The organism is Azospirillum himalayense, from assembly GCF_042657465.1.
In the GTDB taxonomy this organism is placed as follows: domain Bacteria; phylum Pseudomonadota; class Alphaproteobacteria; order Azospirillales; family Azospirillaceae; genus Azospirillum; species Azospirillum himalayense.
This window is the reverse complement of record NZ_JBHSLC010000119.1, coordinates 28,898-54,299: the sequence shown is the minus strand read 5'-3', so window position 1 is coordinate 54,299 and position 25,402 is coordinate 28,898. Positions and strand designations below refer to the sequence as shown.

At 68.7% G+C, this 25,402-nt stretch carries 26 protein-coding genes; 5 read left to right on the top strand and 21 right to left on the bottom strand.

Annotated features, from left to right (window positions below):
- The first annotated feature begins 26 nt into the window (after nt 1-26).
- From ACFPMG_RS33865 to ACFPMG_RS33855, 3 genes are all read left to right on the top strand, one after another.
- Nucleotides 27-3,053 carry an SLBB domain-containing protein gene (locus ACFPMG_RS33865; RefSeq protein ID WP_377000382.1) on the top strand — a complete coding sequence of 1,009 codons (3,027 nt, stop codon included), beginning with the start codon at nt 27-29 and terminating at the stop codon, nt 3,051-3,053.
- Complete coding sequence (locus ACFPMG_RS33860) at nt 3,050-3,880, top strand: glycosyltransferase family protein (protein ID WP_377000380.1); 831 nt, start codon at nt 3,050-3,052, stop codon at nt 3,878-3,880. The genes ACFPMG_RS33865 and ACFPMG_RS33860 overlap by 4 nt, the downstream gene beginning before the upstream one ends.
- A gap of 120 nt (nt 3,881-4,000) precedes the next feature.
- The gene (locus ACFPMG_RS33855; RefSeq protein ID WP_188262169.1) at nt 4,001-4,468 is read left to right on the top strand and encodes a helix-turn-helix domain-containing protein; all 468 of its coding nucleotides are present in this window, start codon (nt 4,001-4,003) and stop codon (nt 4,466-4,468) included.
- 25 nt (nt 4,469-4,493) lie between these two features.
- Here ACFPMG_RS33855 and ACFPMG_RS33850 read toward each other — a convergent pair whose 3' ends face one another.
- From ACFPMG_RS33850 to ACFPMG_RS33830, 5 genes are all read right to left on the bottom strand, one after another.
- Nucleotides 4,494-5,345: a glycosyltransferase family 2 protein gene (locus tag ACFPMG_RS33850; RefSeq protein ID WP_377000378.1), complete on the bottom strand. Its 852-nt coding sequence runs from the start codon at nt 5,343-5,345 to the stop codon at nt 4,494-4,496.
- Nucleotides 5,342-6,313 (bottom strand): GumC domain-containing protein, encoded by a 972-nt coding sequence (locus ACFPMG_RS33845; protein ID WP_377000376.1) that lies wholly within the window; start codon nt 6,311-6,313, stop codon nt 5,342-5,344. Before ACFPMG_RS33845 ends, ACFPMG_RS33850 begins: the two co-directional genes overlap by 4 nt.
- Nucleotides 6,306-7,553 (bottom strand): glycosyltransferase family 4 protein, encoded by a 1,248-nt coding sequence (locus tag ACFPMG_RS33840; protein WP_377000374.1) that lies wholly within the window; start codon nt 7,551-7,553, stop codon nt 6,306-6,308. Before ACFPMG_RS33840 ends, ACFPMG_RS33845 begins: the two co-directional genes overlap by 8 nt.
- Before the next feature lie 49 nt (nt 7,554-7,602).
- A complete protein-coding gene (locus ACFPMG_RS33835) occupies nt 7,603-8,820 on the bottom strand; it encodes a hypothetical protein (protein WP_377000372.1) in 1,218 nt (405 codons plus the stop codon).
- 87 nt (nt 8,821-8,907) lie between these two features.
- The gene (locus ACFPMG_RS33830) at nt 8,908-9,378 is read right to left on the bottom strand and encodes a hypothetical protein (protein ID WP_377000370.1); all 471 of its coding nucleotides are present in this window, start codon (nt 9,376-9,378) and stop codon (nt 8,908-8,910) included.
- A 322-nt stretch (nt 9,379-9,700) separates the two neighbouring features.
- On the opposite strand from ACFPMG_RS33830, the gene ACFPMG_RS33825 reads away from it, so the two are divergent.
- Entirely contained in the window at nt 9,701-10,051 is a 351-nt protein-coding gene (locus ACFPMG_RS33825) for an ArsR/SmtB family transcription factor (protein ID WP_377000368.1), read from the top strand.
- Nucleotides 10,052-10,231: 180 nt separating this feature from the next.
- The gene (hutG, locus tag ACFPMG_RS33820; RefSeq protein WP_377000366.1) at nt 10,232-11,056 is read left to right on the top strand and encodes an N-formylglutamate deformylase; all 825 of its coding nucleotides are present in this window, start codon (nt 10,232-10,234) and stop codon (nt 11,054-11,056) included.
- A 15-nt stretch (nt 11,057-11,071) separates the two neighbouring features.
- On the opposite strand, the gene ACFPMG_RS33815 is transcribed toward hutG, so the two are convergent.
- The 16 genes from ACFPMG_RS33815 to xdhA all read right to left on the bottom strand — a co-directional run bounded on the left by ACFPMG_RS33815 (nt 11,072) and on the right by xdhA (nt 25,318).
- On the bottom strand, nt 11,072-11,482 hold the full coding sequence (locus tag ACFPMG_RS33815; protein ID WP_237903660.1) for a bacteriohemerythrin: 411 nt from the start codon (nt 11,480-11,482) through the stop codon (nt 11,072-11,074).
- Between the two features lie 361 nt (nt 11,483-11,843).
- Nucleotides 11,844-12,629, bottom strand: coding sequence for an enoyl-ACP reductase FabI (gene fabI / locus ACFPMG_RS33810; protein WP_014240318.1), 786 nt, complete (start codon nt 12,627-12,629; stop codon nt 11,844-11,846).
- A gap of 288 nt (nt 12,630-12,917) precedes the next feature.
- On the bottom strand, nt 12,918-13,337 hold the full coding sequence (locus tag ACFPMG_RS33805) for a YgaP-like transmembrane domain (protein ID WP_377000363.1): 420 nt from the start codon (nt 13,335-13,337) through the stop codon (nt 12,918-12,920).
- Nucleotides 13,338-13,365: 28 nt separating this feature from the next.
- Complete coding sequence (locus ACFPMG_RS33800; RefSeq protein WP_377000361.1) at nt 13,366-14,238, bottom strand: PRC-barrel domain-containing protein; 873 nt, start codon at nt 14,236-14,238, stop codon at nt 13,366-13,368.
- Nucleotides 14,239-14,338: 100 nt separating this feature from the next.
- The gene (gene ureG, locus ACFPMG_RS33795) at nt 14,339-14,977 is read right to left on the bottom strand and encodes an urease accessory protein UreG (protein ID WP_035673506.1); all 639 of its coding nucleotides are present in this window, start codon (nt 14,975-14,977) and stop codon (nt 14,339-14,341) included.
- Entirely contained in the window at nt 14,974-15,780 is an 807-nt protein-coding gene (locus ACFPMG_RS33790) for an urease accessory protein UreF (RefSeq protein ID WP_377000359.1), read from the bottom strand. Before ACFPMG_RS33790 ends, ureG begins: the two co-directional genes overlap by 4 nt.
- On the bottom strand, nt 15,773-16,354 hold the full coding sequence (gene ureE / locus ACFPMG_RS33785; protein ID WP_377000357.1) for an urease accessory protein UreE: 582 nt from the start codon (nt 16,352-16,354) through the stop codon (nt 15,773-15,775). Before ureE ends, ACFPMG_RS33790 begins: the two co-directional genes overlap by 8 nt.
- Complete coding sequence (gene murI, locus ACFPMG_RS33780; protein ID WP_377000355.1) at nt 16,351-17,208, bottom strand: glutamate racemase; 858 nt, start codon at nt 17,206-17,208, stop codon at nt 16,351-16,353. The genes ureE and murI overlap by 4 nt, the downstream gene beginning before the upstream one ends.
- A 184-nt stretch (nt 17,209-17,392) precedes the next feature.
- Nucleotides 17,393-19,102 (bottom strand): urease subunit alpha, encoded by a 1,710-nt coding sequence (gene ureC / locus ACFPMG_RS33775; RefSeq protein WP_183182024.1) that lies wholly within the window; start codon nt 19,100-19,102, stop codon nt 17,393-17,395.
- Between the two features lie 26 nt (nt 19,103-19,128).
- Nucleotides 19,129-19,434: an urease subunit beta gene (locus ACFPMG_RS33770; RefSeq protein ID WP_014240309.1), complete on the bottom strand. Its 306-nt coding sequence runs from the start codon at nt 19,432-19,434 to the stop codon at nt 19,129-19,131.
- Between the two features lie 11 nt (nt 19,435-19,445).
- Nucleotides 19,446-19,748 carry an urease subunit gamma gene (locus ACFPMG_RS33765; protein WP_014240308.1) on the bottom strand — a complete coding sequence of 101 codons (303 nt, stop codon included), beginning with the start codon at nt 19,746-19,748 and terminating at the stop codon, nt 19,446-19,448.
- Between the two features lie 117 nt (nt 19,749-19,865).
- A complete protein-coding gene (locus ACFPMG_RS33760) occupies nt 19,866-20,369 on the bottom strand; it encodes a hypothetical protein (RefSeq protein ID WP_377000352.1) in 504 nt (167 codons plus the stop codon).
- Entirely contained in the window at nt 20,366-20,557 is a 192-nt protein-coding gene (locus ACFPMG_RS33755) for a hypothetical protein (RefSeq protein WP_377000350.1), read from the bottom strand. Before ACFPMG_RS33755 ends, ACFPMG_RS33760 begins: the two co-directional genes overlap by 4 nt.
- Before the next feature lie 127 nt (nt 20,558-20,684).
- Complete coding sequence (locus ACFPMG_RS33750; protein ID WP_377000348.1) at nt 20,685-21,512, bottom strand: urease accessory protein UreD; 828 nt, start codon at nt 21,510-21,512, stop codon at nt 20,685-20,687.
- A gap of 7 nt (nt 21,513-21,519) precedes the next feature.
- Nucleotides 21,520-23,859: a xanthine dehydrogenase molybdopterin binding subunit gene (gene xdhB / locus ACFPMG_RS33745; protein WP_377000346.1), complete on the bottom strand. Its 2,340-nt coding sequence runs from the start codon at nt 23,857-23,859 to the stop codon at nt 21,520-21,522.
- Complete coding sequence (gene xdhA / locus ACFPMG_RS33740) at nt 23,852-25,318, bottom strand: xanthine dehydrogenase small subunit (protein WP_377000344.1); 1,467 nt, start codon at nt 25,316-25,318, stop codon at nt 23,852-23,854. The genes xdhB and xdhA overlap by 8 nt, the downstream gene beginning before the upstream one ends.
- Nucleotides 25,319-25,402 lie beyond the last annotated feature (84 nt).

Genomic DNA, 25,402 nt, shown 5'->3' with positions numbered 1-25,402 from the left:
CGCAACCACAATCCATGTGTGACTCCTTGCGCAGAATTCTCGCCCTTTTGGTGCCGTTGGCCGTGATCGTCTGGGGGCTCGCCGTTTCGGCTGCGGAACCTTCCCCCTCGGCCCATCACGTCCGCACCCCGGCCACGCCGGCCCAAGCGAAGCCCGCTCCCCTCCCGGTGTCGCTGTCGCCGATCGAGTCCGCATACAGCGAACGGGCCGGTTCGGTCCTCCTCCAGTTCGGTTACGACCAGTTCGGCGACGAACCGCCGCGGCGGGACGGATCGGGCGGCGTGCAGGCCGACTACACGCTGGGTCCGGGCGACGAGCTTCTGGTGACCCTGCGCGGTCAGAAATCCTCCAGCAAGCGCCACGTCATCGATGCGGGGGGGCTGCTCACCGCCGACGACGTCCGACCCGTCGTGGCGCAGGGCCTGACCCTGGCGGAACTGCGCGCCCACCTGACCAACGCCGTGACCGCCTCCTTTCCCGACACCGAAGTGTATGTCTCGGTGACCGAAATCCGGCGGATCGGCGTGCTGGTGACCGGTGCCGTGGCGCGTCCGGGCCGGCAGGAGGTGGGAGCCTTCGCAACGCTGATCGACGCGCTGAGCGCCGCGGGCGGCGTCACCCGCGCCGGCTCGCTGCGGCGCATCCGTCTGTTCCACGCCCAGGCCGATGGCGGGGGTTCATCCGCCGGGCTGCCCATCGACCTGTATGACCTGTTCATGGCCGGGGACGGCACGACTGCCGGTCTGCGCCTGCGCGACGGCGACCGCGTTTTCGTGCCGCCGCTCGGCCCCACCGTGGCGCTGGCCGGCCCACTGAAACGCCCAGGCGTTTACGAGCTTCCTCCCGGCCAGGATCGCCTGCCCGTCGCCTCGGCGAGGGAGTTGGCCGGCGGTCTCCTGCGGCCCGGCGCGCATCGGGCGCTCCGCTACGCCATCGCCCCGAACGGTGAGGAACGGGCCGAGGAGTTGCCCGAGACGGACGCGACCCCGTTGGGCGACGGCGACCTGCTGCTGCTGGCGCCCCGCCGCGAGGACCGGCGCGGCGACCTGCGTCTGGAAGGCCATGTCCTGCGCCCCGGTCCGCGGGCGCTGGAGCGGACCCCGACCATCGCCGCCCTGGTCTCGACGGCGGATCTGGGGCCGGCACCCTATCTCCCCTTCGCGGTGCTCGCCTCGACCAGCCCGGGGAACCGCGCCCGCGTTCTCCAGCCGGTCGACCTGACGGCCGTGCTCAACGGCCGCGACCGCCGTCCCCTGGCCGAAAACGACGTTCTCTACGTGCTGGGCGCGGAGGAGGTGGATTTCCTGACCGCCGAACCGGTGCTGGCGCTGCTGCGCGGTGCGCGCGAGCCGGCCCCCGACGCGTGCCGCGGTCTGGTCGTGCTGGCCCGCGCACTGGCGGCGCAACCGGACGGCCCCCTCGCCAGCGGACCCCAGGCACGGGCGGCGGCGAGGCTGACCGGCGGGCGCACGCCCTGCCCACCCCTGTTCGAAGCCATTCCCGACCTGCTCGTCTTCGCGCTGGAGCATTCCACGCTGCTGATGGGCGGGGTGCCCCGCCCCGGCTTCTATCCCTCCGCCGGGCGGAGAAGCGCCGCGGAGCTGGCGCTTGCTGCGGGTGGCCCGGAATCCGGCTCTTACGACACGCCCTCCGCCGGGAGCGGACCGCCACGCCGCGCGGCGGCACCGGGCGCCATCCTGGAGCCGGACGAGCCCGTCTATGAGTTGACCGGCCACACCCGCCGTCCCGGCGTCCGCTCCCTGGCGGGGGGCGCCACGCTGCGCGACGCCCTGACCGGCGGCGATGCGCTGATGCGGGACGTCTACCCTCTGCTGGGAGTCATCGAGCGCTTCGACCGCCGCACCCTCGCCCGCCGCCTGCTTCCTTTCTCGCCACGGGAGGTGACTTCCGGTCATGCCAACCGCGCGCTCGCCGACGGTGATCGGGTGCGCCTGTTCTCGATCGCCGAGGTCCGTGCGCTGACCGCTCCCTCGGATGTGGACGGCAAACCCGAAGGAACGCAGGTCGACGCTGAACCGCCCCTTCCCGGCGACGTCGCGGCTCTGGTGCGGGAGCGCGGGGTGCAGGTGGGAGGCGCCGTGCGCCTGCCCGGCACCTATCCCGTGGCGGAGACCGCAGCCGTCGAGGCTCTTCTGACGACGGCCGGCGGCCCCGCGGCGACCGCCGATCTCGCGAGCCTGGAGGTCACCACCACCACCGGCCAGCGCCGTCGCCTGGACCTCCGCGACGGCGCGTCCGCCCGGACGGCGCTGCATCCGGGCGACAGCCTGCGCATCAATCCGTTACCGCAGGCGCTGGAAGCGCGAGCGGTCACCATCTCCGGCGCGGTGCGCCGCCCCGGCAGCTACAACGTGGGGCGCGGCGAAACGCTGTCCTCATTGATTGACCGGGCCGGTGGCCTGACGGAGGAAGCCTATCCCGCCGGCACCAGCTTCCTGCGCGACAGCGAGCGCAAGCGCGAGCGCGCCTGGTTCGACCAGCAGGCCCGCGACCTGGAGCGCTGGATGGTGCAGGAGGTCGAGAAGGGCGAGGCCGCGCGCTCGGACGTGGTCGGGCTGGCCCGGCAGCTTGCGACCCAGCTGCGCGGTGTGGAACCGCTGGGCCGCATCGTCGTCGAGGCGGATCCCCAAGTGCTGCGGCAACGACCGGAACTGGATGTGCTGCTGGAGCCGGCCGACCGCATCCTGATCCCGAAACGACCGCTGACCGTCACCGTGACCGGAGAGGTTTTGCACCCGACCGCCGCCCAGTTCGTCAGCGGCAAGACCGCCGAAGCCTATCTGCGGGACGCGGGTGGGGCGAGCCGCAACGCTGATGACGCCCGTATCTTCCTGGTCCTGCCGGACGGACGGGCGCAGCCGCTGTCCCTGTCCTCCTGGAACCACACGGTCACGGCGATCCCGCCCGGCTCGTCCATCGTGGTGCCGCGCGACCCGAAGCCGTTCGACCTCATGGAATTCTCCAAGAACATGGGGACGATCCTCGGCCAACTCGCCATATCGGCGGCGGCCATCGCGGTGATCTCCGAATGACGGGCGTGGCGGGAGCGGTTCGGCTGGCCGTGGTCACCGTGGTCCGCGACGACCTTCCCGGCTTGCTTGCCACCCGCGCCAGCCTGCGCGCCCAGACCATGGCGGCCTACGACTGGTTCGTGGCGGATGGAGGCTCCAGCGACGGGACGGCCCGCTGGCTGGCCGACCATCCGGACGAGGCGGCTTGGTGGCGCTCGTCGCCCGACGGCGGCCTGTACGACGCCATGAACATCGCCCTGGATGCCATCGCCGAATGGTCGCCACCTTGCAATGCCCCCTGCAGCCACGTCCTGTTCCTCAACGCCGGCGACCGGCTGGCCGACGACCGGGTCCTGGAACGGCTTCTTCCCACCCTGGCCGAGCATCCGGACGCCGGTCTGTTCTATGGGGACGCGTTGGAAGAGCTGCCCGGCGGGCGTCTCGTGGTGAAGCGGGCACGGTCTCACCGCCGCGCCCTGCTGGGCATGTTCACGCACCACCAGGCCATGGTCTACCGCCTGGCCGAGTCGTCCAGCTGCCGGTTCGATCTGCGCCATGGGCTTGCCGCCGATTATGCGTTCACATTGTCCATCCTCAAGCAGGGACTTCCAGCGCAGCGGTTGCCACTTTCGGTATGCATTTTTGCCAGTGGCGGACGGTCGCAGCAGGACCCGGCACGCGGTCGATGGGAACAGGCGGCCATCCGTCGCGAACTGCTCGGGCTCGGTCGCACAGCCAACGCAACATTATGGGGATTACAATGGCTTGCCCTTACCCTGCGCCAGACAATCCCATGGCTTTACGCGAAATATCGTTTCTCATCAAATGAACGATCGTTGCTTTCATAAGCTTTGGCGTTGGTTTTACGCATCTAGCTATTGATGCGCACGAAAAGTTGCATAGAATTTACTTTCTGAACTAACCAATTTCCCTGGTGGCGCGATCCACCTCCATACTGAGGGTTTATTATGAGTGCCACAAAATCCAAGCTTTCACCCGCCCACACCCTGTCACGCCGTGGCGAGGGACCAAACCCGATCGACATCCATGTCGGCGCCCGGTTGCGGTTGCGCCGGACCCTGCTCGGTCTCAGCCAGGAAAAGCTGGGCGAGGCGGTGGGGATCACCTTCCAGCAGCTCCAGAAGTACGAGCGTGGGTCAAACCGCATCAGCGCCAGCCGCCTGTTCAACCTGTCGCAGGTCCTTGGCGTCCCGGTCAGCTACTTCTTCGAAGACATGCCGTCGCCGGAGCACATCGCCACCCCGTCTCCCGATGTTCCGCCGTCGGAAACGGAAGAGTTCGAGTCGATGGCCCGCCGCGAGACCCTGGAACTGGTGCGTGCCTACTACCGCATTGAGGACCCCTCGGTGCGCAAGCGGACCTTCGACCTTCTGAAGGCTCTTGGCGGCGAGCGCGCATTGGACGAGGCGGTGTAAGGCACGGCACAGCCAGTCCAAACCCTCAGACATCTGTGGACGCGGGTGATACGGCCCGCCGTCTCGCGTCCGCGATCTTCACGCCGATTTGCCAGTAATAGAAGGCCCGCGCCAGTGCGTGTTGGAAGCCGGGACCACCGTCCAGAAAGCCCAGCCGCCAGACATACCCATACAGAAACATCAGAAGCGGGCGGGCCGGCAGCCGATTGAAGCATATCTTCAGCCACCGCCGCACCCCGGATTCCTGCGCAATCAACTCCGTCATCCGTCCATCCGAACGCAGCGCCGCTTCCCAGTCGGCGTAGCGGGCGTGCCGTTCGAACCAAGCGGCGACCGGCTTGTCGTCAGCATGGTCAAGGCTGTGGCGCAGCCGGCCGACCCTGCCCGCGATCACCGGCTGGTAATGCCCTTCCACCTCCCACATGGTGGCGACATCAAGATCGGGCACGAGCGGGAAGCGCGCCCGTCGCCGGTCGAACAAGGCGAGTTTCCGGTTGCCCGCGCCGAAGCGCAGACGCCGGCCGAGAAACACCGGACGGCCGTCGATGAAGTAGCCGGCATGCCGAGGCCCCGCGGCCATCAACGCGGCGATCTCCTCCACCAGAGCACCACCGAGCCGTTCGTCCGCATCGACAAACAGAACCCAATCCTGGCTGAACGGCAGCCGGTCCAGGCACCATTGCTTCTTCTTCGGGTACCGGCCATCCCACTGGAAGCGCACCACCCGCGCGCCCGCCGCCTCGGCGATGTCCGGCGTTCCGTCGGTGCTGCCGCTGTCCACCACGAAGCGCTCGGCGAAACGCTCCAGCGCGGGCAGGCAGTGGGGGAGATTAACCGCCTCGTCGCGGGTCATCACCACGACCGACACCGGGATCACGAAGCCGCCTCCCCGCCCGCCCGCCACAGGCGCCGCAGGCTGACAATGATCGCGCTCGCCACCAAGCCGGCCAACGCCGCCAGCGGAACGATCGTCAGCGGGTTCGGCCAGTCGGGGCGCTGCGCCGCGGCGGGTGGTTCGATGGCGTCCGCCGCCAGCGGCAGGTCGACTTCAATCATCATGGCGATCCGCTCCTGCTCCGACAGCAGGTCGGCAAGGGCGCGGCGGTGCTCGGCCACGGTGATTCCGGCCAGACGGGCACGGGCATGGGCGATCTGCGCGGCGCTGCGCCGTGATGCCTCCGCCCGCAGATGGGCATCGGTCGCCTGGGCGGCGGCGGACAGGATCCGCAAGGCCATGGCACGGTCGGCGTGGCGCAGCCGCAGCCGCCGCATCGGCCCGCTGCCCACCATGTCGACGGTCAGCCGGTCCCGAAGCGCGCTTGCCACCCGCTCGGCATCGGGCTCCACCCAGTCCGACCGGCCGACCAGCGTGAGGAACAGCCGCTTGGCGGACGCCACAGGACCGGGCGCGGGGCGCCAGCCGCCCGCTTCCTCGTCCCAGCGATCGGGAAACAGGCCGCGCAGCAGCAGTGGATCGGCCATCATCCGCTCCGCCACCGCGATCGAGGTGAAAAGCTGGAGGTAGCGCGCGAAGTCCGAGAGGATCTCGTCCCCCGGACCGGGCTCCGATGCAGATGCGGCGGCTTCCCGGCCGATCAGAACGGGCAGTCGCGCGCCCATGGCCGCCGCACCGACGCGGGCGGTCGGCCCGATCACCATCACCGCGGTGTATTGCGGAACCACCAGCCGCAAGGCGGTCATCGAGGCCACCACCCCCAGCGCCGTCCCGATGACCAGGATCGGCCAGCCCTCCCGCATCGTCCGCAGGAACCGGCGCAGCCGCAGAGCCGATTCCACCGCTTCGAACTCCAGCGGAGAGCGGCGCAGCGGCACTCCATCAGGCATGGGGCAGGCTCCGCCCCGGCAGAACGGACATGCCGCGCAGCCTCGTCTGGCGCAGCCCGTCCGCCAGCGCCGCGAAGCGCCGCGCCGCCGTGGTGGCGTCCCAGGCCGATGCGACGGACAGCGCTCGCCGCCCCTGCGCCGCGCACAGGGCCGGATCGCCGGCGTAGCGGCGGACCGCGGCGGCCAGTCCCACCGCGTCGTCGGGCGCCAGCCTTTGCCCGCAGCCCTCCAGCATGGCGACAGCGTCGCTGCCCGCCGGCCCCAGGAACAGGCAGGGCCGGCCGGCCGCCAGCGCGCCGGCCACCTTGCTGGGCACCAGAAGCCCCTCGGCCCGCGGGTCCATCGTCGCCAGATGCAGATCCGCGCCGGACAGGCTTTCGGCCAGTTGGTCCGGCGGTTGGAGTGGCAACAGCCGGACGTTCGTCAGCCCACGCCGCTCCACCGCGTCCGCAACGGTCGCCCGGCGGCGGCCTTCACCGATCAACAGAATCGCTATGGCGGGGTCGCTGCGCGCCAGCAGCGTCGCCGCGTCCAGCACGGCGTCCATCGGATGGGCCAGCCCCATGTTCCCCGAATAGGCCACGGTGAAGCGGTCGCCCAACCCAAGCTTCTGCCGGAACGGATTCCCCGCCCGCGGCACCGGCCGGATGCGCGGATCGGGCCAGTTGGGCAGGACGGTGATCCGTTCGGCCGGCACACCCGCCGCCGCCAAACACCCGGCCATGCAGCGCCCGATGGCGACCACCGCATCCTGCCGGCGAAGCGCCTGGACGTTGGCCCGTTCGATCGTCCGCATCAACGGGCCCGGCAAGCGGATCCCGAGCACCGGCAGCAATGCCGGAAACACATCCTGGCTCCAATGAATGGACGCCGCACCATGGCGCGCGGCGATCAGCGGCCCGGCGCACGCCAGCAGCGGCGGGTCGGTCATCGTCACCACGACGTCATGCCGCGGCAGGTGCAACGCCCGTTGCATCAACCGCACCGCGGCGGCCAGATAGCCGCGGGCGGTCAGCCGCAAGTCGCCGGAATTCTCTCCCGCTTTGGATGAGCACCCCCAACCGGTGCGGCAGACGGTGACTCCAGGCGGCGTGGCGCTGGGGCCTGAGCCGTCCGCGACCACCGTGACCCGCCACCCCATCGCCGCCATCCGCTCCGCCAGATCGGACACACAACGTCCAGTCGCCCCCTTGTCCGGAGGAAACACGCGATTGATGAACAGGATGGATGGAGAATCCACGGATGAACGACTTCATCGTTGGCGGAGCACGCATGAGTATGCATTTCCGTCAGCGCTTGGGCAACCGCTTCTCACGCTCCGCTGCCAGCGCCGCCAAGGTGAGCAGGAGGCCGGTGTCGAGATACTTGAAGCTGGTGTGCAGGCCGAGCGCCATCAGCAGCGGCGCCAACACCGCCCAGCCGAGCGCGGGGTCGGCGCGGAGGAGAGCCAGCGCACGCGGCGCCAAACCGCCCAGATAGGCGATCAGGGCGATCAGGCCAACCACCCCGGTCTTCGCTAGGGCGTAGGTCGCCAGCGTGTGGGTGTAAGACACCCGCCACCCGCCCACCGCCGGATTGGCAAGAAGCGCGCCCCAACCCTGCCCGAACAGAAAAGCGGCCGGGGAGGACAGAGCTTGCCCGAGCGCGGCCTCCGCCTCCTCCCACCGGGTGTTCGCCCCGGCCAGCCGGGTTTTCTCCGCCACCTGTCCCAGAGCGCCAACCAGCGCCTCATGAAACAGCGCCACCACCAGCAGCGCCGCCACCCCCAACCCCACCCCGGCCAGCGGCGATCGGCGCAGCCACCATAATCCCAGGGCGGCGAACGCCATGGCGGCAAGCCCAAGCGCCATCCGGTGCACCGCTCCGGCCAGCGCCGCCAGGCACAACAGGCCGCCCAAGATCGCGGCCATGCCGGCGGCGCGGCGCGGCCAGCCGCCCTGCGCCAGCGCCCCGACTCCGAAGGCCGGCAACGCGATGGCCGCGAACAGGACCGAGGGCGCGTTCAGCAGATAGACGCCGCCGTCCGCCATCGCGCGGACGCCGATGGCGCCGAAGCCCCAGTCCGCCTGTTTCCACCAACGCAAGGCGAAGCCGACACCGGCCACCGCCAGACCGCCGGCCAGCAGCCCCGCCGCCCAGTCGGAAGCGGAGCGCAGCATCGGCACCAGAAGCACGGGAAGAAAGAGGTAAAAAAGCGGCACCACATCGCGCACCATGTCACCCGGCGCCCAGTCGAGCCAGACACCGCGCAGCAGCGGGCACCACAGAAGAACCGCCAGCGCCAGCACCGCTGGCGTCTCCCAAGACGGCGAATCGCGCTCCAGCAACGCGTGGCCCGTCGCCACCGACAAGGGACGCAACAGTCCGACGCCCAGAACCAGCAGTGCACCGATCATTGCTTCGGCGAAGCGGATCTCCGCCGGGGCGGGTGCGCTCAGCAGGCCATACAGCACGAGCGCCAGGAACAACCCGGCGGCACGCCACAGCGCCACTCCCTTTCCGGCCACGCGTTCCCCGCCATCGGTCCGACCAGCACAGGCGGCAGAATTTCACGACACAGCAAGAAATGGAACAGGCGATCCGAACCGCAACAATCAGGCGTAGCGCAGCTCGGCTCGGTCGAGACGGTAGAACAGGCCTTCCAGGGGATTCAGCCGCAACGTGCCGGTCATCAACACCGGGGCCTGCGACTCACGGACCGGGATCTGGCTGTGAACGTGCAGCATGGTGGAAGGGCTGGGCCGATGGCAGGCCGGGCAGGAAACGGGGTTGGCGGCGAGGATGAAGCGGTTGTGGGCCGGCGCGTCGCTCAGCGGCACCATGAAGCCGCGCACCGTCACCAGCTTGCCCTCCAACGCCTTGACCCGCGTCGGGAAGACCGGATTGGCCGCCGGCCCTTCCATGCGGACCTGCACCAGATCCCGCCACAGAGCCGTGGTGTCGTCCAGCGGCAGGTGGAATGGTCCGGCGGGGTGCGTGGGTTCGCTGGCGTTGATGGCCCAGATTGCCCAGCCGGCCACCGGGGCCAGCGCGAGCGGCAGCAGAACCTGTCGGCGCGACGTCATGGCTGTCCTCCCCCTTGATCCTGCCCGTTCCGGTCGTTTGTTCGACCGTTCATTCGATCTCGTTCATTCGATCGTTGAAGGCATGCTGTGCGACCTTTGTCCCAGACAGTCGTGCTTGTGGCCGAATTGTTCCCGAGCCTTCGCCCAAGGTCAACAGGCGAGCGATAGGCCATACGGAAGAGGGCGCCGCCCATCGACTTCGATGACCGTTTCGCCGCCCTATGGGATTGACGCGGCTTCCGGCCTATACTTTGTAAAGGGCGGCAACCACCGATAAAACGCCGTAACCGATAAAAACCTTACCAGCGGGAACCAACGCGGCATGCAAAAAGGGTCAGCACCGAAGGACAGGCCGGCGCATCTTCGCCTGTCCGAAGACCAGACCACCGAACTGGCCGACATGTTCCGCCTGATGAGCGACCCCAGCCGACTGCGCATCATCCTGGCCTGCCTGGACACCTCGACCTCGGTCGGCGACATGGCGGCGGCGCTGGGCCTGTCGCCGTCGCTGGTCAGCCATCATCTCCGCCTGCTGCGGGCGGGGCGGCTGATCCAGGCGGAACGGCGCGGCAACCGTGTCTTCTACCTGATCACCGACGAGCACATCCGGCGCGTCCTGTCCGACATGGTCGACCATGTGGCGGAGGAAAGCGAAGGCGACCTGGAAGCCTGAGGCGGCTCCGGTTGCGGAGGCTCGGGTCGCCACAACTCGTTGAAGCCTTTATAACAAATACGCATTAGGATTTGACCGCCATGCCGGTTGCGCCGCATAGTTCCGATCATGCTGCGGCGCATCAAACCGTTGTTGCACGAATGGCTTGAAGAATCGGGCCAGGAAACAAAGGGTGTTGGCATGGAGACGTTCCGCTTCCAGCCGGGGGAAACCCCCGTCCTGCTCAGCATCCCGCATGTCGGCACCGTGGTGCCGCCGGACATCGCGGCCACCATGACCGACTCCGCCCTGGCGGTGCCGGACACCGACTGGCATCTCGACCGGCTCTATCACTTCGCCCCGGCGCTGGGCGTCGGCTTCCTGAAGCCCATCCTCTCGCGCTACGTGATCGACCTCAACCGTGATCCCGACAGCGCCCTTCCCGACCCCGGCGCCAGCAGCACCGAACTCTGTCCCCTCACCACCTTCGATCACCAGCCGGTCTACCGACCGGGGCAGGAACCGGACGCGGCGGAGGTGCGGCGGCGGATCGGCGCCTATTGGCGCCCCTATCATGAACAGCTCAACGGTGAGCTTCAGGCATTGAAGGAACGCTTCGGCGTGGCGGTGCTGTTCGATGCCCATTCCATCCGGTCGCGCGTGCCGCGCTTCTTCGACGGGCAGATTCAGGACTTCAGCCTGGGCACGGCGGAAGGGACCAGCGCCTCGCCGGCGCTGGTCGGCCGGGTGATGAACGTGCTCACCGCGACCGGACGCTTTTCATCCGTGCAGAACGGGCGGTTCAAGGGCGGCTTCATCACCCGCCGCTACGGCAATCCCGCCGACAACATCCATTCGATCCAGCTCGAACTGTCGCAGCTCACCTATATGGACGAGGAGGCCCCCTTCGGCTTCCGCGAGGAGTCGGCGCGCCAGCTGCGTCCGACGCTGGAGCGGTTGCTGAGCCTTGTCGTCGAGTGGGCGTGGGAGAACGCCGCCGGCCGGCGGCGCAGCGCCTTCCTGTAACGCAATGCCCAGCCCTCAGACCCAGACGCCCCGCACATAGGGCGTCAGCTGCGTGTCCTGCATGATGATGTGGTGAACCAGCCAGTTCGCGGTGAAGGTGTAGATCCGCTCGGCGTTCTGATGCGTCGGATCCCGCGTGAAGACCGCGGACAGTTCGCTCAGCGTCCGCACCGCCTCGTGATGCTGACGGACATGCTCCTCGAACTTCGGGTAATGCACGGCCTGCATGATCTTTTCTTCGCGGGCGAAATGCTGCTGGGTGTATTCCAGCAGTTTCATGAGGATCTTGGCAACGCGCACCGGCATGAAGCTGCGCGAATTCAGCGCGGCGTCCAGTTCGTTCAGATACTCGATCAGGTGCTTGTGATCTTCGTCGATGGACGGCTGGCCGACGCTGAGCTGCCGCCTCCACGTAATGACACTCATGAACCCTCCGCACCCTGTCTTCCGCGGCCACCGGGCCATTCCGCCGAAAGCCACCGCATTGAAGGGAAGCGCGCCGTATCTGCGCAACTGAAGATCAAGGTGCGCAAACCGTCAAGGAACCGTAAATACCAGACGCCGCGCCCCTTGTTACCGCCGACTCCGCGACCAGCGGCCTTTGCCTGCATTATGGGCGCATTTTCTACAAAACGAACGCATACGATCGTCACATGGCATTTTGCCGCACCAAAACAAAGACGTGAAAAGGCAGGGGAAACGTCATGTTTCCGCCTACCTTCACATCGACTTTATGAAGATGAGGCGACGATCAGCCGCCCCAACTTATTGGTAGATGACCGCTCGGTCAGCCGACGATCGAATAGCCGCAATCCACATAGGTGGTGCTGCCGGTGATGCCCTTGGCGCCGTCGGTCGCCAGGAAGGCGGTGGTGTAGCCGACCTCTTCAATGGTGACGAGGCGCTGCTCCGGCGCGCGCTCCGCGGCCTTCTCCATCAACTCGTCGAAATGGGCGATGCCGGAGGCGGCGCGGGTCTTGATCGGGCCGGGGGAGATGGCGTGGACGCGGATGCCCTTCGGGCCCAACTCCGCCGCCAGATAGCGCACGCTGGCTTCCAGGGCGGCCTTGACCGGACCCATGACGCCGTAATTGTCGATCACGCGGTTGGCGCCGAAGTAGGACATCGTGAACAGCGAACCGCCGTCCTTCATCAGCGGCTCGGCGTAGCGGGCCATGCGGATGAAGGAGTGGCAGGACACGTCCATCGCCATCTGGAAGCCCTCGCGCGAGCAATCGACGACGCGGCCGTGCAGATCATCCTTCGGGGCGAAGGCGATGGAATGCAGCGCGAAGTCCAGCTTGCCCCACTTCTGCTCGATCTTCTCGAAGATGGCCTTCAGCTCACCCTCGCCGGTGACGTCCACCGGCTCGAAGATCTCCGCTTCGAGCTGCTGGGCCAGCGGCTCGACGAAGCGCTTCGCCTTGTCGTTGAGGTAGCTGACCGCGAGATCCGCGCCCAGAGCGCGGAAGGCGCGGGCGCAGCCCCACGCGATCGACTGATCATTGGCGATGCCGAGCACGAGGCCCTTCTTGCCTTCAAGGGTGGCGGCGGCGGGGATGATCGTGGTCATAGGCTGGCTTTCCCGGATTGCAAGGTGGCCGGATTCAGAGTGCGCCAGATCGGATCACTCGAATTGTGCAACGCACCATAATGCAATCGAAGGTCATAGGCAACTTGTTAAAGTCGCAATATATCCGACATTATCGCTTTGTTTATCCGTAACACAGCCTTCACACAGCGAAGACGCGAAGTCCGCAGCGGCGCTTCATACTCCTTTCTTGCGCGCTCATTGCAGGACCCGCAACAAAGACAAAGGCCCTTCCATGTGGAAGGGCCTTTGTCACAGGTTTCAGGACGATCAAACGGCGCCGGGGGTGAAGGACGGCGGATCGCTGGCCGGGAAAGACTCCATCGACGCCTCGTCCACCTTCTCCTTCTCGTCGGCATCGTCGTAAATATCGCCGGGATGGCGGGAATACCGATGGACACCCTGGTCCACGTCCTCGGCGGGGGTGCCCGCCCCGTGATGGCCGCTCCAATCCTCCATCATCGCCTTGGCCGGGCAATAGCCGGTCAGCCCGCGGGCGACCAGGGCGCCGCCGGCCAAAGCCAGCGCCGCCCCACCGACGGTCGGGCGGCGCAGCCCGAGCACGGCGAGAAGTCCGCCGCCGACCAGCGACACCAGGCGTTCGGTGTGCCCGACGTTGATCATGCGTTCGAGATCGTCCGGCAGGGCCGCGTTGCGGCTGCCCATGCCCTGTTGGCTCGTCATCGCCATCGCTGCTCTCCTCGATCCCTTTTTATGGTCACTGCTGCGGAGCGGGCGGCGTGGACCCGCCCTGGTCCGGCGCCGGTGCGCCGCCCGTCGATCCGGACGATCCCGGCTGCGCCGCCCCTCCGGGTTTGCGGGCCGTATCGGCCAGCGTCCGCGCCTGCGACAGCTCGCGGTTCAGCCGGTCCACCTCCTGCGACAGGCGCTGCACCTCCGACTGGAGCTGCGGCGAGCCCGCGGCACCGCCCTCCGGCATACCAACCGCGGCGAGGGCCGCACCGTCGCGCATCCAATAAGGCTGGACCCCGTAATAGGTGTGCAGCGCCACCGCCCATTGCCGGTCCGACATGTCCGGGCGGTTGGAGCGGGTGAATTGGGGCGCCGCGGTCAGCCGCTCCTTCGTGACGTTCAGCACATAGCCGTCACCGGCCTGTGCTGGCTGGATCAGCGCCCACGGAACCGGGAAATTGCGCTCGCCCAGCCCGAGGAAGCCGCCGGCCTCGACCACGGCGTAGGCGACGCGCCCGGTGTTCGGATCGACCACCAGCTCCGAAATGGAGCCCATCTCCTCGCCGCTGGCGTTGTGCAGCTTGGCCTTCGACAGGTCGTCGGCGGCGACCACGCGCGGATGCTCGACCGCGCGCAGCAGCGCGTCGGCCTCGCTCAGGATGGTCTGGCAGGCCGGCTCGCCGGCCCGCTGCCCGGCGCGCTCGGCGGTCTGGCGCAGGGCGCGGAGCTGGCCGATCTCCTGCGGGCTGATGGACGCCGGGGACTGGTTGCCGGCGGCCTCCAGCGCGCCGATGCGCTGGCCCAGCCGGTTCACCCCCTCCGGGCAGGTCTCGGCGAGCGCCGGCCAAGGCCCGAGCGCCCCCGCGATCATGGCGGCGCTGAGGAGCAGGCGTTTCATCGTGGGTGCCTCCGGCTTGGTTTCCATGCGTGTGCGTCTCACGCGGGGAAAACAGCACGGCCAAGACGGAGGTTCCGCGAATGCTTCTTCTGCGAAGTGATCAGCCCGGAAGCGGCAACCCGCCCCGCTGAACGATGAAGGACTGGACCGCGTCCACCCCCTGCCCCGTCTTGATGTTGGTGAAGACGAAGGGCCGGTCGCCGCGCATCTTCCTGGCGTCGCGATCCATCACCTCCAGGCTGGCGCCGACCAGCGGGGCGAGGTCGATCTTGTTGATGACCAACAGGTCCGACCGGGTGATGCCCGGCCCGCCCTTGCGCGGGATCTTGTCGCCCGCCGACACGTCGATGACGTAGATGGTCAGGTCCGCCAGTTCCGGCGAGAAGGTGGCCGCCAGATTGTCGCCGCCCGATTCCACAAAGATCAGGTCGAGGTTCGGGAACTTGCGGTTCATCTCGTCGACGGCGGCGAGGTTGATCGAGGCATCCTCGCGAATCGCCGTGTGCGGGCAGCCGCCGGTCTCCACCCCCATGATCCGGTCCGGCTTCAGCGCGCCGGAGCGGGTGAGGAATTCGGCGTCCTCCTTGGTGTAGATGTCGTTGGTGATCGCCGCGACCTCCCAATCGTCGCGCATGCGCTTGCACAGCGCGTCGGTCAGCGCCGTCTTGCCGGAGCCGACCGGCCCGCCGATGCCCACGCGCAGGGGGCCACCATGGCTCTTGGAAATCGGGGCGGTCATGAGCGGAACAACCTCGTGTATTGGGTTTCGTGGATCATGGAGGTCCAATCGACGGCCATGGCGCGGCTGCCCAGATCGTCGAGCGGGGCAGCCAACGCGGCCTCCGCCGCAGAGTGCACCACGGAATCGAGCGCCGCCAGGGCCTTCTGCCCGTCCGTCTGACCCAGCGGCACCAGCCGCACCCCGGCGGAGACGAGGTTGGCGGCGACGGCGTGCAGATAGGCCGACAGGGCGGGGCCTTCCGGCACGCCGATCGACGCGGCAGCCAGCGCCACCGCGACGGCGTAGGCGACCGGGCGGCCGCTGTCGGCGATCACCCGGTCCCAGCGCTCCATCCCCTCCAGCGGCCAGGCGGCGCGCACGGCGATCAGAAACGCCTGCCCCTGCGCGCGGCTTTCCAGCGCGGTTTCCGAGGAGGCGCGCATGGCGTCGGCGCGTTCGACCGCCCAAGCGAAGGCCGCCTCGTCGCCCGCCAGAACGGCGCGGTGGGCGGTGGCGAACAGCATGCCGTCGGTCCGCCCGGCGCCGTGGCGCAGGATGCCGTCCATCCACAGCGCCAGCGTGTCGCGGTCGCGGACGAGGTCCTGCTCCACCGCCGCCTCGATGCCGTGGCTGTAGGAGAAGCCGCCGACCGGGAAGGACGGCGACAGCCAGGCGAGGAGCTTGGTGAGGTGGGTGGCCGAGACGGGCCCCCACCCCCCCGCTTCGCGGGTCCCTCCCTCCCCCGCTGCGCAGGGGAGGGCCAGATCCCCTCCCTCGCGAAGCGGGGGAGGGTTAGGGAGGGGGCAAGCGCCCTCAGTCATGCGAATGCCCGTGGGAATGAGAGTGCCCATGAGAATGGGAATGGCTGTGGGAATGCGAATGACCATGATCGTGGTTGTGGTCGTGGTCATGCCCATGGTCATGGCCGTGCGAGTGGCCATGCCCCTGCCCCGAGTAGGCCCCGCCCTCCGGCGCAAAGGGCGCGTGGATGGCGGCGACGCTGGCCCCCAATCCCTTCAGCATGTCCTCGATCACATGGTCGCGGCGCAGGCGGATGGTCTCGCCGACGATCTGCACCGGCAGGTGGCGGTTGCCCAGGTGCCAGGCGATGCGGGCGAAGCCCTCCGTCCCGCCGCCGCAGCGCACCTCCATCAGCTCCTCGTCGGCGGCGACCACGCGCAGATAGGCGCCGCCGCCCAGCTCCAGCCCGTCGCCATGGTCGAGCGCGACCGCGCGCGGCAGGTCGAGCAGGAAGTCGGCCCCCGCATCGTCCGTCATCACCATGCGCCGCCGGTGGCGGTCGTCGAAGGCGAGGGTCACCGTGCCGGCCTCGCGCTCGGCGGGCCAATGGCCGCGGGCGTGGACTCGGGTGGCGCGGCGGAGCGTGTCGGTCATGGAGAAAGCCGTTCGAAGGGTGTGGGCCGGCCGAAGAAACGTCCCGCGAGGGCGCCGACCGGTTCCGCCGCTCCCGTGGTGAAGAAACGAAGGGCCCCCGCCGCCTCGCCCGCGGATGGGGCCGGGGCGTATTCAGGGTGGCGCTCCAGGTAGTTGTCCAGCGAGCGGGCGACCAGACTGGGCTGGCACAGCACCTCCACCCCCGGCGGCAGCGCCTCCGCGAACAGATGCGCCACCAGCGGGTAATGGGTGCAGCCGAGCACCGCCGCGTCCAGCGGCTGGCCGCCGAGTTGCTCCAGCAGCGCCCGCACATAGCCGCGCACCGCCGGAGCCAGTTCCGCGTCCCCCGCCCCCCGCTCGATCAGCGGGACGAGATCCGGGCAGGCTTGCTGCACCACCCGCACGTCGGGCGCCCGTTTGCCGATCTCGCGCGGGAAGGAGCCCGACGCGACGGTGGCCGGGGTGGCGAAGACGCCGACCGTCCGCGGCTCCGGACGCCAGTCGGCGGCGGGGCCGTCCTGCATCCAGGGCACACGGGTGATCGCCTCGACCATCGGCACCAGGACGCCCAGCACGTTGCGGCCCGGATGGGCCACCGGCAGCCACGTCCGCTGCATCCGCCGCAGGGCCACCGCCGCCGCCGTGTTGCAGGCCAGGACGACCAGCCCGCAGCCCTCGGCGAACAGCCGCTCCACCCCCTGGACCGTCAGGCGGTAGATGTCCTCCTCGCTGCGCGGACCATAGGGAGCGGCGGCATGGTCGCCGAGATAGACGAAGGGACGCCCGGGAGCGGCGGCCACCAGCGCGCGCAGCACCGTCAGACCGCCATGCCCGGAATCGAAGACACCAATCACGAACGCTTCACCCTCTGCCTCGAATTCCCTCTCCCGCCCCGGGAGAGGGAGGGACCCACCGCGAAGCGGTGGGAGGGTGAGAATGCCGACAAGGATCGGCGCCCTGATCCTCGAACGACCCTCACCCGCCCGCTTCGCGGGCACCCTCTCCCGGGGCGGGAGAGGGAAATGTTCCATTCTCGCCTCAGAACAGGAAGTACCGCTGCGCCATGGGCAGCACGTCCGCCGGCTCGCAGGTCAGGAGCTGGCCGTCGGCGCGCACCTCGTAGGTTTCCGGATCGACCTCGATGTGGGGTGTGGAATCGTTGTGGATCATCTGCTTCTTGCCGATCGCCCGCACCCCCGTCACCGCGACCAGCTCGCGCCGCAGGCCGAGCGAGCGCAGCGCCTCGTTCTCCAGCGACAGCTTGCTGACGAAGGTCAGGGAGCTGGCCTGCATCGCGCGGCCGTAGGCGCCGAACATCGGGCGGTAATGCACCGGCTGCGGCGTCGGGATGGAGGCGTTGGGGTCGCCCATCAGCGCCGCCGCGATGGTCCCGGCCTTCAGCACCATGTCCGGCTTCACGCCGAAGAAGGCCGGCGACCAGACGACCAGATCGGCCAGCTTGCCGACCTCGACCGAGCCGACGACATGGGCGATGCCGTGCGACAGGGCCGGGTTGATGGTGTATTTGGCGACGTAGCGCTTGACGCGGAAGTTGTCGTTCTCGCCCGTCTCCTCGGCCAGACGCCCGCGCTGGACCTTCATCTTGTGCGCGGTCTGCCAGGTGCGGATGATCACCTCGCCGACCCGGCCCATGGCCTGGCTGTCCGAACTCAGCATCGAGAAGACGCCGAGGTCGTGCAGGATGTCCTCCGCCGCGATGGTCTCGCGCCGGATGCGGCTTTCGGCGAAAGCCACGTCCTCCGGGATGCGGGGCGACAGGTGGTGGCAGACCATGAGCATGTCGAGATGCTCGTCCACCGTGTTCACCGTGAAGGGCCGCGTCGGGTTGGTGGAACTGGGCAGCACGTTGGGCAGGCCCGCCACCTTGATGATGTCCGGCGCGTGGCCGCCGCCCGCCCCCTCGGTGTGGAAGGCGTGGATGTTGCGGCCCTTGAAGGCGGCGATGGTGTTCTCCACGAAGCCCGACTCGTTCAGCGTGTCGGTGTGGATCGCCACCTGGATGTCCGTCTCCTCCGCCACCGTCAGGCAGGTGTCGATGGCCGCCGGGGTGGTGCCCCAATCCTCGTGCAGCTTCATGCCGCAGGCGCCGGCAGCGATCTGCTCCAAGAGCGCGTCGGGACGGCTGGCGTTGCCCTTGCCGAAGAAGCCGAGGTTGATCGGCAGCCCCTCCGCCGCCTGGAGCATGCGGGCCATGTGCCACGGCCCCGGCGTGCAGGTGGTGGCCGACGTGCCCGCCGCCGGGCCGGTGCCGCCGCCCAGCATGGTGGTGACGCCGCTGTTCAGCGCCTCGTCCACCTGCTGCGGGCAGATGAAGTGGATGTGGGCGTCGATGCCCCCGGCGGTGACGATCTTGCCCTCACCGGCGATAACCTCGGTCCCCGGCCCGACGACGATGGTCACGCCCGGCTGGACGTCCGGATTGCCGGCCTTGCCGATGCCGGCGATGCGCCCGCCGGTGATGCCGATGTCGGCCTTGACGATGCCCCAGTGGTCGATGATCAGCGCGTTGGTGATGACGGTGTCCACGGCGCCGCCCTGGCGCGAGGTCTGGGCCTGCCCCATGCCGTCGCGGATCACCTTGCCGCCGCCGAATTTGACCTCCTCGCCATAGACGGTGTGGTCCTTCTCGACCTCCACGATCAGGTCGGTGTCGGCCAGCCGGACACGGTCGCCCACGGTGGGGCCGTAGAGAGCCGCGTATTCGGCCCGGTCGATGCGATGCGCCATTGTCTGATGCCCTCCGCTGGCGCCTTTTACAGGCTGCCGTTGACCTTGCCGTTGAAGCCGATGACCACGCGGTTGCCGGCATAGGCGACCAGCCGCACGCGGCGCGTCTGCCCCGGCTCGAAGCGCACCGCCGTCCCGGCGGGGATGTCCAGCCGGAAGCCGCGCGCCGTCTCGCGGTCGAAGGTCAGCGCCCCGTTCGTCTCGGCGAAGTGATAGTGCGAGCCGACCTGGATCGGGCGGTCGCCGGCGTTGGCGACGTCCAGTTCCACCGTGTCGCGGCCGGCGTTGAGTTCGATCTCGCCCGCGGCGGGGATGATTTCACCGGGTTTCATCGGGGCTCCCCTTAGCGAATCGGCTGGTGGACGGTGACGAGCTTGGTGCCGTCGGGAAAGGTGGCCTCGACCTGGATCTCGTGGATCATCTCCGGGATGCCGTCCATCACCTGATCCCGGGTGATCACCGTCGCGCCGTCGCGCATCAGCTCGGCCACGGTGCGACCGTCCCGCGCGCCCTCCACCACGTAATCGGTGATGAGGGCCACCGCCTCGGGATGGTTCAGCTTCACGCCACGCTCCAGCCGGCGGCGCGCCACCATGGCGGCCATGGCCACGAGAAGCTTGTCCTTCTCGCGCGGTGTCAGGTTCATGGGGCTGTCTCTCCGCCTTCCCATTGGGTTGGCGGGATTATGCCACGTTGCTGCGGTGCGCCAAGAGCATCGTTTCAAATTCCGGCAAACCAAGCGGCTGCCAGAGCATCGTTCCGCTCAATAGCGCCTAAGGTTTGTAGCCTTACCGCTCAAGCGGCAAAGGGCGTGCATGGCAAAGCACAGCCATTCCAGATTTTCCGGCGTTTCCTTCAATAAGCAATATTCGAGATCGGCCTGGAGTTCAGAATCGACCCGCTCCGGAAGAATCTGGAGCGCTCCAACGACAACGGCATGCATCATGTTAACCAAGGCAAGCCGACGAACTCCCAACGGTGCATTGGCTGGAAACAAGAATAAGGAGGATGGATCAATTTTCGATAAAAGCCAAATATAGAGCGCTGCGACCTTATGATTGGCGAGCAATCCTGAAGCCATGCCATGACGCTGGACGAACTGCTGACGCAACACCCCATAGTCGGAAATGAGCCTCTCCAGATGAAGGCTATTTTCCAAAAAGATCGGAGCAAACGGGTCGTCAGACAACGATGTGACCGCAGACCGACCGCAACTGATGATGAACTGGCGGCGCATGTCCGCCGAAGCGGGTAACCGGTCACTCATTCTTTCGCATTGCTCTCCGCAATTCGAGCAGCCATACGCTTGGAGCGTGCGGTCAGGTAAGCTTGCGAGTTTTCGATATGCATGATGCGCACAGCATAGTCGATCTCTTCGCTGTCATTTCCCATGCGCACGTTTTCCAGCGCGACAGCATCCGGCGATGGCTCAACGTTTTTCCGATAAGAGTCCATCCGATACCCCCTTGGCGCCTCGATGCGCCGCGTGTTTATGAATTCTAGTCTCAGAAGTCAACATTTACCAGACTTAGCAGGGTCATATTTTGTGACGATGAGTATGCATGCATACTATTGTCCACGCCTAGACTTCCCACAGTCTTGGCAAGCGCGTCGGCAAGCCAGCCGCCGCCGCGCGCAGGTGCGACCACAGCGCCGCGTAGGCACCGCGCACCGACCGCGCCTCGCCGCCCAGGATGCGGACGACCAGCAGCCCGTCGAAGGCGGTGGCGCCGACCCGCACGCCCTCCATCCCCTCCGCCGCTGCGCGCAGCGCGTCCCGCCGGGTCGCGGCGTCGGGGGCGGCGTAGAGCAGCGTGGCGCAGGCTCCGGCCCCGCCGAAGCCCGCCGGGTGGGCCAGCGTCTCGGCGAGGTCGCCGTCCATGTGCAGGGCGTCGGCCCAGGCGAGGCGGCCGTCGCGCACCACCTCCCAGGCGTCGCGGACGAGGCCGCGGGTCACCGTCTCGCCGAAGGCGGCGCGTCCGAAGACCAGCATCTCCCCGGCGATCAGGCGAGCGTCGCCCTCCAACTCCAGCCGGGTCAGGCGGCGCAGGCGGGAGCCCTCGAAGACGATGGCCTCCTGGGGAATCCATTCCAGCCAAGCGCCGGCCTCCACGGTCACGCGGGTGTCGATGCGGCAGTCCGGCCCGGCGGAACGGTAGACCTTCTCCGCCGCCTGCGTCGTCACCAGCGCCGCCGCCCCCGGCCCCGCCGACAGGGCGACGTCCAGCCGGTCACCGCCGACCAGCCCGCCCGACGTGGTGACCAGAACCGCGATGGGCAGGTCCCCCGCCCGCGGGTCGGGCAGCAGCACCCGCAGCGGGTCGTGGTGGTAGAGCGTGGCGAGGCGCGTGGCCCCATGGCGATGCTCGAACCGCACCGTCGCCGCGCCGTGCACGGCGACCTTTTTCATCAACGCGTCAGCCACCAGCGGAACCCATTCTAGTCTTCACATCCTCGACGGCCAACAGCACGCGCTCCGGCGTCGCGGGCGCGTCGAGGCGCACCGGCAGCCGGTGGCCGCCCACCGCCGCGACGGCGTCCTTCAGCGCCAGCCACGCCGAGATGCCGAGCATCAGCGGCGGCTCCCCGATCGCCTTGGAGCGGAACACCGTGTCCTCCCGGTTGGGGCGGTCGGTGTAGAGCGCCACCCGGAAATCCTCCGGCAGCGAGCGCGAGGTCGGGATCTTGTAGGTGCTGGGCGCGTGGGTGCGCAAGCGCCCCTCGCCATCCCACCACAGCTCCTCCGACGTCACCCAGCCCAGCCCCTGGACGAAGGCGCCCTCCACCTGCCCCAGGTCGATGGCCGGGTTGATGCTGCCGGAGCAGTCGTGCAGCACGTCGGCGCGGGGGAAGCTGTACTCGCCGGTCAGCGTGTCGATCAGCGCCTCGGTCACCGCGACGCCGCAGGAGAAGTAGAAGAAGGGCCGCCCCTCGCACTTCTCGCGGTCCCACCAGATCTTGGGCGTGGCGTAATGGCCGGTGGAGGACAGCGACACCCGGTTCAGCCAGGCGAGCTTCGCCACCTCCGCGAAGGTCATGGCGTGGTTGCCGGCGAAGACGGCGTTGTCGCGGAACTCCACCTTGTCCGGCGTGGTGTGGCAGTGCTGGGCAAGGAACGCCACCAGCCGGTCGCGGATGGTCCCCACGGCGATGCGCACCGCCATGCCGTTCAGGTCGGTGCCGGCCGACGCCGCGGTGGGCGGGGCGTTCGGCACCTTGTCGGTGGCGCTGGCGGTGACCCGCACCCGCTCCACGTCGATCTGGAACTCCTGGGCGGCGATCTGGGCCATCTTGGTGTGGATGCCCTGCCCCATCTCCGTCCCGCCGTGGTTCACCTGGATGGAGCCGTCGGTGTAGACATGGACCAGCGCCGCCGCTTGGTTCAGGTGCTTGACGGTGAAGGAGATGCCGAACTTCACCGGGGTCACCGCCAGCCCCTTCTTCAGCACCGGGCTGCGGGCGTTGAAGGCGTCGATCTCCTCGCGGCGGCGGCGGTAGTCGCCGTCCCGCTCGATCCGGTCCATCAGCTCGGCCAGGATCTCCGGCTCTTCCACCGGCATCCCGTAGTGGGTCGTGTCGCGGCCCGGCCCGCCGTAAAGGTTGGCGCGGCGCATGTCGAGCGGGTCCTTGCCGAGTGCGCGGGCGATCTCGTCCACCACATGCTCGATGGCGATGACGCCCTGCGGCCCGCCGAAGCCGCGGAAGGCGGTGTTGGACACCGTGTTGGTCTTGCAGCGATGCCCGGTCACCCGCGCCGCCGGCAGGTAATAGGCGTTGTCGGCGTGGAACATGGCGCGGTCCACCACGCCGTTGGACAGGTCCAGCGACATGCCGCAGCGCCCGGCGAGGTCCATCTCCAGACCCTGGATGCGCCCTTCATCATCGAACCCGACGTCGTAGCGCACGAAGAAGTCGTGGCGCTTGCCGGTCATCAGCATGTCGTCGTCGCGGTCCAGGCGGAACTTCACGGGCCGCTTCGTCGCGTTCGCCAGCAGGCCGGCGATGGCGGCGATCTGCGCCGGCTGGCTCTCCTTGCCGCCGAAGCCGCCGCCCATGCGCCGGCACTCCACGGCGATGCCGTGCATCGGCCGCCCCAGCACCTGGGCGACGGCGTGCTGGACCTCCGCCGGATGCTGGGTCGAGGAGTGGACCAGCAGGTCGCCATCCTCCTTGGGGATGGCGTAGGCGATGTGGCCTTCCAGATAGAAATGATCCTGCCCGCCGACCTCCAGCGTGCCGGTCAGCCGGTGCGGCGCCCCGGCGACCGCCGCCGCCGCGTCGCCGCGCCGGAAGGTCAGCGGCGGCGAAACGAAGCTGCCCTTGTCCAGCGCCGCCTCGGCGGTCAGCACCGCCGGCAGGTCCTCGTAATAGATCTCCACCAGCCGCGCCGCCGCGCGGGCCTGCAACAGCGTCTCCGCCGCCACGGCGACCACCGCCTGCCCGGCGTAGGTCACCAGCGCGTCGGCCAGGATGGGGTCGCCCCGCTGGATGGTGCCAATATCGCCGTCCCCCGGAACGTCGGCGTAGGTGAGGACCGCGTGCACCCCCGGCACCTGCTTCGCCCGCGACAGGTCCATGCCCAGGATGCGCGCGTGCGCCCGCTCCGACAGCCGCACCGCGACGTGCAGCGTGCCGGGCAGTTCCGGGATGTCGTCGGTGTAGGCCGCGGCGCCCATCACATGCTTGCGGGCGCTTTCATGCTCGATGCCCCGGTGGACGCCACCGCGGATCGGTTGGATGGTGCCGCCGTCAGCCATGCACGGCCTCCAAGGAGGGCAACTCGGCCCCGGTCGTGTGAAGAAGGAAGCGCATCAGCAGGTTCTTCGCCACCAGCGCCCGGTAGCGGTCGCTGGCCCGCATGTCGGTCATGGGGCGGAAGTCGTGGTCGAGCGCCGGGAGGGCCGCCGCCACCGCGTCCGCCGTCCAGGACTGCCCGGCCAGCGCCGCCTCCAGCGCCGGGGCGCGGGCCGGGGTCGCCGCCATGCCGCCGTAGCCGGCGCGCAGCTCCGCCACCCGCCCCTCCCCGTCCAGCGTCAGCAGGAAGGCGGCGCAGACGGCCGAAATGTCCTGGTCCCGCCGCTTGGACACCTTCCAGGTGGCGAAGCGCTGGCCCTCGCGCGGCAGGGGGATGCGGATGCGCTCGACGAACTCGCCCGGCTTCAGGTCGTTCTTGCGGTAGCCGTGGTAGAAGCGGTCCAGCGGCAGCTCCCGCCGCACCCCACCCCGGTTCAGCACCAGCGAGGCGCCCAGCGCCAGCAGGGCCGGCATGCTGTCCCCGATGGGGGAGCCGTTGGCGACGTTGCCGCCCAGCGTGCCGGAGTTGCGCACCTGCGCCGCGCCGATGCGGGTGACCAGGGCGGCCAACTCGGGCAGGCGGCGCTCCAGAACCGGCAGCAGGTCGGTGTAGGTCACCGCTGCGCCGATCTCCAGCGCTTCGGCCCCTTCATCAATCCGACGAAGCTCCCGCACCTGGGCGAGGTGGATCAGCGTGGGCAGGTTGCGCCCCTGCTTGGTCACCCACAGCCCGACGTCGGTCGCCCCGGCCACCAGCGTGGCGTTCGGATGAGCGGCGAACAGGGTGGCCAGCTCATCGACGCTCCACGGCGCGTGGAAGCTGGCGGCGCCGTGGGTCATGGTTAGGGCCCCATCGCGCTGGATGGAGCGCAGCACCGTGGCGATGCCCTCCTCCGCCCGGTCGAAGCGGTCGTCGCTCCGCTCCGCCGCCATGGTCCGGGCGGCGTCGAGGATCGGGCGGTAGCCGGTGCAGCGGCACAGGTTGCCGGCCAGCGCGTCGTGGATTGCCCCATCGGTCAGGCCGCCGGACGCGGCGCGCCCGTCATGGTGAAGCGCGAACAGCGCCATCACGAAACCTGGGGTGCAGAAGCCGCATTGCGAGGCGTGCTTGTCCACCATCGCCGCCTGGACGGGGTGCAGCTTCCCGTCCTCGCCGGCCAGATCCTCGACGGTCAGCAGCAGCTTGCCGTCGATCATCGGCAGGAAGAGGATGCAAGCGTTGACGGCGCGGTAACGGACGCGCCCGTCCGCGGCGAGATCGCCCAGCACCACCGTGCAGGCGCCGCAATCCCCCTCGGCGCAGCCCTCCTTGGAACCGGGGCGCCCGTTGGCGCGCAGCCAGTTCAGCACCGTGGTGGTGGGATCGGCGTCCCGCACCTCCACCACCCGTCCGCCGAGCACGAAACGCACAGAGCCCGTCATTGTCCCTCCTGTCGGGCGTTTCCGTCATAGTGCCGGAAAGTCTCCGCAGGCCGCAATGGCGGGCCGGCCGTCTAGCCATAAAGG